Annotated in this window: 11 protein-coding genes and 1 other RNA gene; 7 read left to right on the top strand and 5 right to left on the bottom strand. The window is 67.5% G+C overall.

The window, feature by feature from the left end; all coding sequences use genetic code 11:
- Window positions 1-68: 68 nt before the first annotated feature.
- Genes Q0Q36_RS21245 through Q0Q36_RS21255 form a run of 3 tightly spaced genes read right to left on the bottom strand, consistent with a single transcriptional unit; the run spans window position 69 to window position 1,861 of the window.
- Entirely contained in the window at window positions 69-584 is a 516-nt protein-coding gene (locus Q0Q36_RS21245; RefSeq protein ID WP_293801212.1) for a dihydrofolate reductase, read from the bottom strand.
- A 3-nt stretch (window positions 585-587) separates the two neighbouring features.
- Complete coding sequence (locus Q0Q36_RS21250) at window positions 588-1,070, bottom strand: GNAT family N-acetyltransferase (RefSeq protein ID WP_293801214.1); 483 nt, start codon at window positions 1,068-1,070, stop codon at window positions 588-590.
- Window positions 1,067-1,861 (bottom strand): thymidylate synthase, encoded by a 795-nt coding sequence (locus tag Q0Q36_RS21255; RefSeq protein ID WP_293801216.1) that lies wholly within the window; start codon window positions 1,859-1,861, stop codon window positions 1,067-1,069. The genes Q0Q36_RS21250 and Q0Q36_RS21255 overlap by 4 nt, the downstream gene beginning before the upstream one ends.
- A 215-nt stretch (window positions 1,862-2,076) precedes the next feature.
- Between Q0Q36_RS21255 and Q0Q36_RS21260 the strand changes: the two genes are divergently transcribed.
- The 6 genes from Q0Q36_RS21260 (at window position 2,077) to Q0Q36_RS21285 (ending at window position 5,238) form a co-directional block, all read left to right on the top strand.
- On the top strand, window positions 2,077-2,340 hold the full coding sequence (locus tag Q0Q36_RS21260; protein WP_293801218.1) for a hypothetical protein: 264 nt from the start codon (window positions 2,077-2,079) through the stop codon (window positions 2,338-2,340).
- 38 nt (window positions 2,341-2,378) lie between these two features.
- Window positions 2,379-2,763: a transfer-messenger RNA gene (gene ssrA / locus Q0Q36_RS21265) on the top strand.
- Between the two features lie 62 nt (window positions 2,764-2,825).
- Window positions 2,826-3,398 (top strand): SspB family protein, encoded by a 573-nt coding sequence (locus tag Q0Q36_RS21270; RefSeq protein WP_293801220.1) that lies wholly within the window; start codon window positions 2,826-2,828, stop codon window positions 3,396-3,398.
- A gap of 11 nt (window positions 3,399-3,409) precedes the next feature.
- A complete protein-coding gene (fumC, locus tag Q0Q36_RS21275) occupies window positions 3,410-4,804 on the top strand; it encodes a class II fumarate hydratase (RefSeq protein WP_293801222.1) in 1,395 nt (464 codons plus the stop codon).
- A gap of 15 nt (window positions 4,805-4,819) precedes the next feature.
- Window positions 4,820-5,014 (top strand): DUF4169 family protein, encoded by a 195-nt coding sequence (locus Q0Q36_RS21280; protein ID WP_293801224.1) that lies wholly within the window; start codon window positions 4,820-4,822, stop codon window positions 5,012-5,014.
- Window positions 5,011-5,238, top strand: coding sequence for a ribbon-helix-helix domain-containing protein (locus tag Q0Q36_RS21285; RefSeq protein WP_293801226.1), 228 nt, complete (start codon window positions 5,011-5,013; stop codon window positions 5,236-5,238). The genes Q0Q36_RS21280 and Q0Q36_RS21285 overlap by 4 nt, the downstream gene beginning before the upstream one ends.
- A 100-nt stretch (window positions 5,239-5,338) precedes the next feature.
- On the opposite strand, the gene Q0Q36_RS21290 is transcribed toward Q0Q36_RS21285, so the two are convergent.
- Both Q0Q36_RS21290 and Q0Q36_RS21295 read right to left on the bottom strand, forming a co-directional pair.
- Window positions 5,339-8,941 carry an AsmA family protein gene (locus Q0Q36_RS21290; protein WP_293801227.1) on the bottom strand — a complete coding sequence of 1,201 codons (3,603 nt, stop codon included), beginning with the start codon at window positions 8,939-8,941 and terminating at the stop codon, window positions 5,339-5,341.
- 163 nt (window positions 8,942-9,104) lie between these two features.
- Window positions 9,105-10,544, bottom strand: coding sequence for an FAD-linked oxidase C-terminal domain-containing protein (locus Q0Q36_RS21295; RefSeq protein WP_293801229.1), 1,440 nt, complete (start codon window positions 10,542-10,544; stop codon window positions 9,105-9,107).
- A 202-nt stretch (window positions 10,545-10,746) separates the two neighbouring features.
- Between Q0Q36_RS21295 and Q0Q36_RS21300 the strand changes: the two genes are divergently transcribed.
- Window positions 10,747-11,313 carry a thioesterase family protein gene (locus Q0Q36_RS21300; RefSeq protein ID WP_293801231.1) on the top strand — a complete coding sequence of 189 codons (567 nt, stop codon included), beginning with the start codon at window positions 10,747-10,749 and terminating at the stop codon, window positions 11,311-11,313.
- Window positions 11,314-11,315: the final 2 nt, after the last annotated feature.

An 11,315-nucleotide genomic window follows, 5' to 3' on the forward strand; every position in this document is an offset into this window, starting at 1 on the left:
GCTGACTTGGTCATGGGCCATGGATTCGTCAACGGCGCAAGCCATTCATCGTGAACGGAAAGCGGCGATCAGCCGCGCCGGCGCCAGGTGACGAAGGTATGGGGGTGCTCGTTCTCGGCATCGGCGGGACGATGATCGTTGGCGCCGGCCTCGAAAGCGTCACGCTCCCAATCGGGGAAGAGCGCATCGCCCGAGGGCTTCGCATGCACGATCGTCAGCTCCAGCCGATCCACCAGCGGCAACGCCTGCCGATAGATCTCGGCACCTCCGGCCACGACGACGGAATCCGCCCCGCTGGCTGCAGCGAGGCGCTGCCCGATCTCCAGGCCCTCGTCGAGCGAATGGGCGACGTTCACCCCGGCGGCCGAAAAGCCGGCATCGCGGGTCAGCACGATGATTTCGCGCCCCGGCAGGGGCTTGCCGATCGACAGGAAGGTCTTGCGCCCCATCAGCACCGGGCGCCCCAGCGTCAGGCCGCGAAAGTGCTTCATATCGGCCTTGAGCCGCCAGATCAGCCGGTTGTCGTCGCCGATCACGCCATTCTCGGCGACGGCCGCGATCAGCACGATCGGACGCTTTTCCATGGCTCAGACCTCTGCGCCCAATCGCGCAAGCGCTTCGCCCTCCAGCCGCTTCACGGTCCACTCGTCCTGCGCCTTGGCGCCGAGGGCCCGATAGAAAACGCGCGAGGGTTCGTTCCAGTTCAGCACCCACCAGGCAAGTCGCGGCAAACCCTCCGCGACACAGCGCCGCGCCAGCCCGGCGATCAGCGCCTTGCCGATACCGCGCCCGCGCTGATCGGGCCGCACGAACAGGTCTTCCAGCCAGATGCCATGCCGACCGGAGAAGGTCGAATAGGTGTAGAACCAAACGGCGAAACCGACCGGCTCGCCATCCCATTCGGCGATGTCGCAGAACGCCTTCGGGTTGTCCCCGAACAGCGCCTCGGCAATATCCGCCTCGGTCGCGACGACCTCGTGCAGCAGCTTCTCGTATTCGGCGAGCTCACGGATGAAGCCGAGCACGAGCCCGGCCTCGCCGGGACGGGCGGAGCGGATGGTAAGCGTCATACTGCTATCGGAGCCTTGATACCGGGATGCGGGTCGTAATCCGTGATGGTGACGTCGGTGAACTCGAAATCCTCCAGCCGTGTCACCGCCGGATTGAGCGTGAGCTTCGGCAGCGTGCGCGGCTCGCGCGAAAGCTGCAGCCGCGCCTGGTCGAGATGGTTCACATAGAGGTGAGTGTCGCCGAAGGAATGCACGAAATCACCGACGCCGAGGCCCGTCACCTGCGCCACCATATGGGTCAACAGCGCGTAGCTCGCGATGTTGAAGGGCACGCCGAGAAAGACGTCCGCCGAGCGTTGGTAGAGCTGACAGGAGAGCTTGCCGTTGGCGACGAAGAACTGGAACAGGCAGTGGCAGGGCGCCAGCGCCATCTTCGGGATATCTGCCGGGTTCCAGGCCGAGACGATCAGCCGGCGCGAATCCGGGTTGCGGCGAATCTCGTTCACCAGCCAGGCGATCTGGTCGATCACTTGCCCGTCCGGCGCCGCCCAGGAGCGCCACTGCCTGCCATAGACCGGGCCGAGGTCGCCGTTCGCGTCGGCCCATTCGTCCCAGATCGTGACCCCGTTCTCCTGCAGGTAGCGCACATTGGTGTCGCCGCGCAGGAACCAGATCAACTCATGGATGATCGATTTCAGGTGCAGCTTCTTGGTCGTGACCAGCGGAAACCCTTCCGACAGGTCGAAGCGCATCTGGTGGCCGAAGACGGCGAGCGTGCCTGTCCCCGTGCGGTCGTCCTTGCGGACGCCCTCGGTCAGGATGCGTTGGAGCAGGTCGTGATACTGGCGCATGGCGACTCTCTGGAAGGCGCGCGACTATAGCGGCTCGGGAGCCGCTTGGCCCCGCCCGGCTGGCAGGCATCCCCAGCCTTTGCCGCAAGTCCTGTCAGCCTATGGCGGGAGCCCGCCGCCTCACGCAAACGCGACGGCCCGTGAGCCTCGCCCATCCGCAAACCCGCCTCAATCGGCGCCGCTCATCGCGCCCTTGATTCGTGGAATAGACCGATATGCCGATACCGTCTCCGTCGCGCCGCCTGCTTGCCGCGCTTGCCCTCAACGCCCTCCTTGCAGCCACCGCCCATGGCGAAGAAACCTACGCCTATGCGACGATCTCGGAACAGCGCGCCCGCGACATCGCCTGGAGCGCGGGCCTCGTCCATATCGAAGTGATCATCCGCGCCGGCGATCGCTGGGAGATTGCCGGCCGCACCGCGGAGGACGACGAGATGAGCCTCGATATCGACATCAAGAATGGACGAATTCTCGATTGAGGTACCTCTGCCGCAGTCCCTGTCGAAAAAGCGTGAGAACCCTTTCCCAACGCCGCAGCCTTCCCTATATTCCGGGTGCCGCTCGCAAGAACGGCTATGGCGATAAACGGATCTCGAAATAAGCCTTTCGGACCCGGGGGCGGTACCCGGCGCCTCCACCCCAGCCCTGCGGCGCGAGCAGCAGGAACTTGCAGCTGAACGGTTGCAGGGCTGCGGCGGGGGCGAAATAGGATCGACGAGGGTGTAAAGGTTATCCTTTTGCTCGGCATGGTTCCGCCGTTATCGGGCCAAAGCATAGTTGCCAACGACAACAATGCTCGGGTCGCCGTCGCCGCGTAAGCGGTGCTGGTTCCCAAACCAAAGCCCTTGCGCTTAGCCGCGTAAGGCGGGGCTCGGAGGCGCCTGGCAACAGAAGCCTCCACTTCTTTTTCTGACGGCCTGCCGGCTGTTCCCGCCGGAACGCAACAAGCGGAAACCGCTACCCGATGTCCAAGGATGTTCTTCGTTACGATCTCATGGTGCAGGACGCGCTGAAGGGCGTGGTCCGCAAGATCCTGGCGGAGGCGGCGCGCGACGGCCTGCCCGGCGAGCACCATTTCTATGTGACCTTCCGCACCGGGGCGCCGGGCGTGCGCCTGTCGCAGCGCCTGCGCGAGAAGCATCCCGACGAAATGACGATCGTCCTCCAGCATCAGTTCTGGGACCTGAGCGTCGGCGAACATTCGTTCGAGGTCGGCCTGTCCTTCTCCGGCGTGCCGGAGCGGTTGCTCGTGCCCTTCGACGCGATCTCGACGTTCTTCGACCCCTCCGTTCAGTTCGGCCTGAAATTCGAGGCGCAGGACCAGGCGGAGGAAGCTGCCTCGCACGAAGCGGAGCCCGCCGAGGCCGCGCCCGCGCCGGCCAAGATCGTGCCCGCCGCTCTTCCGGCCGCCAAGGGCAAGGCGCCAGCCGCCGAGCCCGCTGCCGCATCCGCCAAGTCGGAACCGGCAACCGAGGGTGACGACGGACGCGGCAGCGCCGAGGTGGTCAGCCTCGATTCCTTCCGCAAGAAGCCCTGACGACGGACACCATGACCGAGACGCGCACCGAAACCGATTCCTTCGGCCCGATCGCGGTGCCGGCGGATCGATACTGGGGCGCGCAGACGCAGCGCTCCCTCGAGAATTTCAAGATCGGCGGCGAGAGCGAGCGCATGCCGCTGCCGCTCGTCCATGCGCTGGTGCTGGTCAAGAAGGCCGCCGCCCATGTCAACGCGAAGCTCGGCCTGCTCGACCAGCGCGTCGCCGGCGCCATCGCCCATGCGGCGGACGAGGCGCTCGCCGGCAAGTTCGACGGGCATTTCCCGCTGGTGATCTGGCAGACCGGCTCCGGCACCCAGTCGAACATGAACGCCAACGAGGTCCTGGCGAACCGCGCCAATGAGCTGCTCGGGGCTGGGCTTGGCGCCAAGAACCCGGTCCATCCCAACGACCACGTCAATCGCGGCCAGTCCTCGAACGATTCCTTCCCGACCGCGATGCATATCGCTGCCGCGCTGGAGATCACCCGTCGCCTGCTGCCCGCGCTGCGCGGCCTCGAAAAGGTGCTGAACGCCAAGGCCGAGGCCTTCAAGCATCTCGTCAAGATCGGCCGCACCCATCTCCAGGACGCGACCCCGGTCACGCTCGGCCAGGAATTCTCCGGCTATGCGATGCAGCTCCATCTCGGCATCGGCCGGATCGAGGCGGCGCTCGGCGGGCTCTATGCGCTGGCGCAGGGCGGTACCGCCGTCGGCACCGGTCTCAACACCCATCCCGACTTCGCCGCGCTCTTCGCCAAGGAGATCGCGACCCTGACCGGCCTGCCCTTCCGCAGCGCCGACAACAAGTTCGAGGCGTTGGCGAGCCATGGCGCACTCTCGGCCGCCCATGGTGCGCTCGCCGCGCTCGCCTCCGACCTGTTCAAGATCGCCAATGACATCCGCCTGATGGGCTCCGGCCCGCGCTCGGGCCTCGGCGAGATCAGCCTGCCGGAGAACGAGCCCGGCTCCTCGATCATGCCGGGCAAGGTCAACCCCACCCAGGCCGAGGCGCTGACCATGGTCGCGACCCAGGTCCACGGCAACCAGGCGACGATCGGCTTCGCCGCCTCGCAGGGCCATTTCGAGCTCAACGTCTTCAAGCCGGTGATCGCCGCCGCCTTCCTTCAGTCCGTGCGGCTCCTCGCCGACGCGGCCGAGAGCTTCCGCGTCAACTGCGTCGAGGGCATCGAGGCCAACGAGGCCCAGCTCAAGGAATTGCTCTCGCGTTCGCTGATGCTGGTGACGGCGCTCGCCCCTGCGATCGGCTACGACAAGGCCGCCAGCATCGCCAAGGCCGCCCATCACAACGGCACGACGCTGCGCGAGGAAGCGCTCAAGGCCGGCGTCGACCCGAAGGTCTTCGACGCCACGGTCAAGCCCGAGCTGATGCTCGGTCCAGCCTGAGGCGAGGCTGGTCCGGTGGCCGAGATCATCAACCTCCGTCAGGCACGCAAGCAGAAGGCGCGCGCCGAGGCGGAAAAGACGGCCGAGCAGAACCGCCTCTCCTTCGGCCGCACCAAGGCCGAGCGCAAGCTGACCGAGGCCGAGCGCGACAAGGCTGCCCGCCATATCGACGGGCACAAGCTCGACCGCGACGAGCCGGAGCCGGCATGAGACCCGAGCGCAAGCGCTCGCTCAGCATCGCCGGCCACCGCACCAGCATCTCGCTGGAAGCGCCCTTCTGGGAGGCGCTGAAGGAGATCGCGGCCGGCGAAGATCGCCCTATCGCGGCTCTTGTCGCCGAGGTCGATTCCGGGCGAGGAGAGCTCAACCTGTCCTCCGCGCTACGACTCCATGCGCTCGCGCATTACCGGAAACTGGCGGGTGGCGGCGCCTGAGGCCTCGGCAAACCGGCCCCACCGCTCAGCGAAGAACCCGCTATATCAAAAGCTTATATCGATTTCCGGAATCAGACCGCAAAGCGATTGAATCAATCTCTCAACGCGGTGGCGCGGCACGCTGCTGTGGCGCGGGCTGGATCTGCATCGGCGGCGGCAGCGGCGCGACACCGCCGGTCGGAGGCTGAACCGCGCCTTCCGGCGAGCTGCTGAGCGGCGCTCCCGGCAGGACCAGCGGGCCAGGTTGCGGTTGAGCCTGCGGCGCGGCCGATTGCGCCGCCGCCCGCTCGGCAGCGGCACGGGCGCGCTCCTCGGCTTCCGCCCGGCGGCGCGCTTCCAACTCCGCCCGCGCCTGCTCGATACGCCTCAACTCCTCGGCGCGCTTCTCCTCGGCCTGTCGTCGCTGCTCCTCAATGCGTCGCGCCTCTTCCTGACGCTTCTCCTCGGCGATGCGCGCCTCTTCCTGCGCCTTGAGGAATTCGCCCAGCTTGCGTTCGTTCTCGCGCATCTCGCGCTCGGCCCGCAGGCGTCGTGAATACATCGCCCGCTCGCGCGCATCGGCCTCGAAGGCTTCGACCCGCTCGATCTCGCGCGCCAGCGCCCGCGCCGCGACCGTATTCGACAGCGCACTGACATCGCTCTCGCGCCGAAGGTTCGACAGCGGTCCGCGCCAGGCGATGCCGATCTGCGGCGCATCGCCCGGCCAGCCCTTCGGCAAGCTACCCAGCGGCTTTAGGCCGAGTCTGAGATCGGCCGTCAGCGCGCGCAGGTCGAGGATACCGCTCGCTTCGGCGCGCAGGCCGTTGCGCTCGAAGGCGAAAGGCTGGAGTCGGATCAGGCCGCCTGCCAATGTGAAGGGCAGCGTGACGTCACCGAGCACCCAGGCATCCTTGTCGAGCGCCTCGCTCAGGCGATCCTGCAAGCGCGATGCATCGCTCTCGGAGGCATCCTCGCCGGTGCCCGCAATGATCCGCTCATAGGCCTTCGGATCGAACCGCGCGAGGCGCGTGCCGGTCAGTGTCAGGTTGCCAGCCCCGCTGAGGCCGGCGACCAGCCGAGCCGGCGTCTCGCCCGAACCGCCGAACTCGACCTGACCCGAGGCCTTGCCGCTGACGGCGCCCTTGGTGAATTCGCCGAGATCGACTGCCATCAGGCTCAAGCGTCCATTGAGCTGGGCCAGCCCGCCATCGCGCCGCAGGCCCAGACGCCCCGCGATTTGCCCGCCGCCATAGCTGCCGCGGATATCGTCGATCCTGAGCCCATCCTGGTCCGAGCGCAGGATGAAGCTGGCATTGCGGATCGTTCCGCCGTCGAAGGCGAGAAGTGTCCCGGCCTCCACGGCGATATCGAAATCGGGGAAGCCCGCCACGCGCCCGAAGCGCGCGGTCGACCAGAGCGCATTCGGCGTCGCCGGCGCCTGCCCCAGCGCAGCGCCGATCAGCGGACGCAAGTCGGCTGATGACACCGCGATGCGCCCGGATGCGCGCCCCTCTCGCGGCAGCAGCAGCGAACCGTTCACCGCCATGCCGCCGAGATGGGCGGTGATCTCGTCCAGCCGGATCGCCTCTTCCGCGATGCCAAGCCGCGCGGACGCATCGATCACGCCATCCGGCAGCAGGCGCGCCGGCCCTTCGGCAAGGATCTGCCCCGGCCCATCCGCTTGCAGCGTCAGCCGAGGCCCCTGCCCGCCATCCTCGACGACGATCGAGAGCCCCTGCCCCGCCAGCGACCCGGTCGCCTTGCCGCTGTCCAGTTCGAGGTTGAGCCGCCCCGCTCCACCTTGCTGCGGCAGTGGCAACCCCAGTGCCGCGAAGGCCTGCCGACGGTCGTTGAGCTCGAAGCCCAGCGCGGCGCGGCTCCAGTTGCCGGCCCGATCGAGCCTGCCATCGAGCTTGAGCCTGCCCGCAGCCGCTGCACCTTCGGCCGACAGGCTGGTCTCGCCCGAGCCCGCGCGCGTCAATCGGAAGCCGGTATCGAGCCGCGCCAGCCCCTCACCGACACGCTGGAGCGCCTGAACCGCTGTCTCCGGCAGCAGCGGGCCGGCGAGAGCCGTCAAAGTCTCGAAGCGCGGTGCCCGCACCCGTCCGGAAATCTCGCCACCCTCAGCCAAGAGCGCACCGGCGCCCATGACCGAAACGCCGCCGAAACCATCGACCGACAGCCGGCTCAGGCGCCAGACATCGCCCTCGCGCTTGAGGTCGAGATTGGCAGAACCCGGCGGCGCATTGCGGAAACGGACATTGGTCAGCGCAAGCTCCAGAGCCACATCGCGCTGCCGCAGCAGACCGGACAGACTCGTGCCCGGCGGCAAGCTATCGAGCGAGAGCCCGTTCACCGCCGCCTTCGCGGCGATGCGGTTCGGCGCGATCTCGCCGGAGGCATCGAGCCGCAGCCCCGACGAGCCCGCGACCAGCAGGCGTTGGAACCGCCCGCCGGTGCCCGCCCAGGCGCCGACGATATCGGCATCGATCCGTCCGAGCCGCGCGATGAAATCCGCCAGTGCCGGATCGAGCCCTGCGCGCGACAGCACCAGCCCGACGCGCCTGGCATCATCGGCCTTGAGGTTGACCCGGCCCGAAGCGCCCTCGGCGTTGAGATTGCCGCTCGCACCCAGCAGCGCCCCCGCCACGCGTACGGAAGCCGACGCATCGCTCAAGCCCCCGTCATGCAGATGCCCGCGCAGGGCGAGCGTCGAGAAATCCTCGCCGCGCCAGATCAGCTGGTCGAGATCGAGGCTGACATCGAAGGCGCCCGGCAAACCCTGCAAGGCGCGCTCGAAACCCTGCCTTTCGGCCAGCGCCGTCATCAACGCGTCGGCATCGAGCCGGCGCGCCCGCAAGGCCAGCGAACCGTTGCCCGTGCCGGGGAGATACTGCCCCTCGCCTTCCAGCCGCGCCGCGCCGCCCGCGAGATCGAGCAAAAGCCCGGACAGATCGAGCTGGCGGCTGCCGCCCTTGACCCGCCCGGTCAGCGAGACGGCGCCCCCCGGCGAGAGGTTGAAGGCGCCATCGAGTTCGGCCCCGAAGCCCTCGGTCCCCTTCGGAAAGACCAGAGAGCCGTCGAAGCCGAGTTGCAGGTCCTCGCCGGTGAGATAGGCCTTCGTCCGCAGCCTGCCATCGGCCTCCACCTCGCCGGTGGTGACGCGGAGCGAGGCACCGGCGACCTCACCCTCGAAGCGCCAAGGACCGGCGATGCTGACCGCCGACATCTCGGCGGCGATCGGCGACAGCGTAACGGCAGGCTTGCCTGCCTCGCGCCAGATCACGGCCGAGCGGCTGATCGTCAGGCGGTCGAGCCGCGCCTCGGCGGGGATGCCCCCGCCACTGCGCGCGGGCAGGCGGATCACGCCAGCCTCGTCCAATGACAGGGAAATCGCAGCGCCATCGAGACGTGCTTCGGAGAAACGGAACTCGCCACGCGCCAGCGCCGCCAGCGCCAGCTCCACGGTCGCATGCTCTGCTCTGACGGAGCTTGCCGACCCGTCCCCCGGACCGATCCGCACATCCTCCAGCGCGATGCGCGGCGACGGCAGCAAACGCAGGCCGATCCCGCCGCCGATCTGCGTCTCGACGCCGAGCGCCTCGCTCAATCGGGTCTCGATCTGCGGGCGATAGCTGCGCCAGTCGACGAAGCCGGGGCCGATCAGGGCCGCCAGCAGCGCCAGAACCAGCAGGCCGGCCAGAACTGTCAGACTCTCACGCAAATTCCGCTGCCTGCCCCTGTCGCCATGGTGGAAGGGTGCCGGCCTCGAACGTCATTGCGAACACAATGACGGCCGGTGCCGGCGCCTCTTCCATCCTGCCCGCAAGTAGCGGCGGGATCACGACATTTCCGCGACCCGGCAGGCAGCGCAAGCCGCAACGGCGTCACAGGGCAACGATTTTTCCGGGATTGAGGATGTTGCGGGGGTCGAGCGCGCGCTTGAGCGTGCGCATCACCGCGAGCGCCTCGGCCCCGTGCTCCTGCTCCAGGTACTTCATCTTCTTCTGGCCGACGCCGTGCTCGCCAGTGCAGGTGCCGCCCATGGCGAGCGCCCGCTTCACCAGCCGGTCGATGAAGGCCTGCGCCCGCTCGACCTCGGCCTTGTCAGCGAGGTCAACCAACGGCTGCGTATGGAAATTGCCGTCGCCGACATGGCCGGCAATCGGGGCGATCAGGCCGGAAGCCTCGATGTCGCGCTTGGTCTCCTCGACGCATTCGGCGAGGCGCGAGATCGGCACGCAGACATCGGTCGCGACCGAGTCGAAGCCGGGGCGCAGCGCCTTGGCCGCCCAATAGGCGTCATGGCGCGCCTGCCAGAGCTTGGAGCGATCCTCGGCCTTGGTCGCCCATTCGAACGGGCCGCCGCCGAATTCGGCCGCGATCTCGCCGAAGCGCTCGGACTGCTCCTTCACGCCGGCTTCCGTGCCGTGGAATTCGACGAAAAGCATCGTCGTCTCCGGCAGGCCGAGCTTGGCATGCAGGTTGACGCCGCGGATCATCACGTCGTCGAGCAGTTCGATGCGCGCCACCGGCAGGCCGGTCTGGATCGTCAGGATCGTCGCGTCGCAGGCAGCCTTGACCGAGGGGAACGGGCAGACGCCGGCGGAAACCGCCTCCGGGATGCCGTGCAGCTTCAGCGTCACCTCGGTGATGATGCCGAGCGTGCCTTCCGAGCCGACGAGCAGGCGGGTGAGGTCATAGCCGGCCGAGGTCTTGCGGGCCCGGGTCGAGGTCTTGACGATCGAACCATCAGCCATCACCGCGGTCAGCGCCAGGACATTGTCTTTCATCGTGCCGTAGCGGACGGCATTGGTGCCCGAGGCACGCGTCGCCGCCATGCCGCCGATCGAGGCGTCGGCGCCGGGGTCGATCGGGAACATCAGGCCCTGGTCGCGCAGATGCTCGTTGAGCTCCTTGCGGGTAACGCCGGCCTCGACGACGACATCGAGATCCTCGCCATGGACCGCAATGATCCGCTTCATCTGCGACATGTCGATGCAGACCCCGCCGAAGGCCGCGTTGACGTGACCTTCCAGCGAGGTGCCCGTGCCGAAAGCGATGACCGGCACGCCATGCGCCGCGCAGAGCTTCACGATCTCCGAGACCTCGCCCGTGCTCTGCGGGAACACCACCGCATCCGGCGGCTGGTTCGGGATCCAGGTCAGCGTGTGGCCGTGCTGCTGGCGCACGGCGAGGCTGGTGACGAGCCGGTTGCCGAAGCTTGCAGCCAGCGCCTGCGTCACCGCAGCGACAGCCTCCGGCGAGGGCGGCAGCACTGCGGCGGAGGCAGGGCTGTCATGAGGGGCGGCGGCAGGCAGGCTCATTGTCAACATCCGGTTCTGGCGCTTAGACTTGGAACAGATCGGTTTCGCAATTGGTTACGCTTCGACATGGTCCTGCCATACTGGCCGGCCCAAGATGCTGACGTCGCCTGCGAGCGATGCATACTAGATCATGCGACGAGGAAATGGGCAGCGGCAATAATGCCGCCGGCCCTTGAACGAGGCGCCTGTCAGGGAGGCGAACATGAAACACGATACGCGCGCCCCGGCGCTGTTCTTCGCACCCTTCGTCTCATCGGCGATGCGGGTCGAGCCGCAATGGATCGACTATAACGGCCATCTCAACATGGCCTATTACCATGTGCTGTTCGACCGCGCGGTCGACGAGGTCTTCTCGCTGGTCGGGCTTACCCGCGACTATGTCGAGACGCGTCATGCCTCCACCTTCGCCGCGGAGTGCCACATCCTCTACAAGCGCGAACTGACCGAGGGCGATCTCGTCCGCGTCACCGCGCAGCTCATCGCCTTCGACGACAAGCGCCTGCACTACTACTTGGAGATGCGGCACGCCAACGAGGGCTGGCTCGCGGCGACCAGCGAGAACCTGTCGCTGCATGTCGACATGATCAATCGCAAGGTGACGCCCTTCCCGGCCGATATCCTCGCCAACGTCGCCCTGATGAAGGCCGCCCACAGCATGATGCCGCTACCGGCCACGATCGGCCGCATCATCGGCATGCCCCGGAAATCGGCGATCCGGATCGACGAGGCCGCGGACGAACGCGAGACCGAGGTCGAGACCCGGCATTGACG

Source organism: uncultured Allobosea sp., assembly GCF_945957345.1.
Taxonomy (GTDB): Bacteria; Pseudomonadota; Alphaproteobacteria; order Rhizobiales; family Beijerinckiaceae; genus Allobosea.

What these genes read in the sequence shown, in the direction of transcription:
- Q0Q36_RS21245 (WP_293801212.1), bottom strand. Translation starts at nt 584, where the DNA reads ATGGAAAAGCGTCCGATCGTGCTGATCGCGGCCGTCGCCGAGAATGGC.
- Q0Q36_RS21250 (WP_293801214.1), bottom strand. Translation starts at nt 1,070, where the DNA reads ATGACGCTTACCATCCGCTCCGCCCGTCCCGGCGAGGCCGGGCTCGTG.
- Q0Q36_RS21255 (WP_293801216.1), bottom strand. Translation starts at nt 1,861, where the DNA reads ATGCGCCAGTATCACGACCTGCTCCAACGCATCCTGACCGAGGGCGTC.
- Q0Q36_RS21260 (WP_293801218.1), top strand. Translation starts at nt 2,077, where the DNA reads ATGCCGATACCGTCTCCGTCGCGCCGCCTGCTTGCCGCGCTTGCCCTC.
- Q0Q36_RS21270 (WP_293801220.1), top strand. Translation starts at nt 2,826, where the DNA reads ATGTCCAAGGATGTTCTTCGTTACGATCTCATGGTGCAGGACGCGCTG.
- fumC (WP_293801222.1), top strand. Translation starts at nt 3,410, where the DNA reads ATGACCGAGACGCGCACCGAAACCGATTCCTTCGGCCCGATCGCGGTG.
- Q0Q36_RS21285 (WP_293801226.1), top strand. Translation starts at nt 5,011, where the DNA reads ATGAGACCCGAGCGCAAGCGCTCGCTCAGCATCGCCGGCCACCGCACC.
- Q0Q36_RS21295 (WP_293801229.1), bottom strand. Translation starts at nt 10,544, where the DNA reads ATGAGCCTGCCTGCCGCCGCCCCTCATGACAGCCCTGCCTCCGCCGCA.
- Q0Q36_RS21300 (WP_293801231.1), top strand. Translation starts at nt 10,747, where the DNA reads ATGAAACACGATACGCGCGCCCCGGCGCTGTTCTTCGCACCCTTCGTC.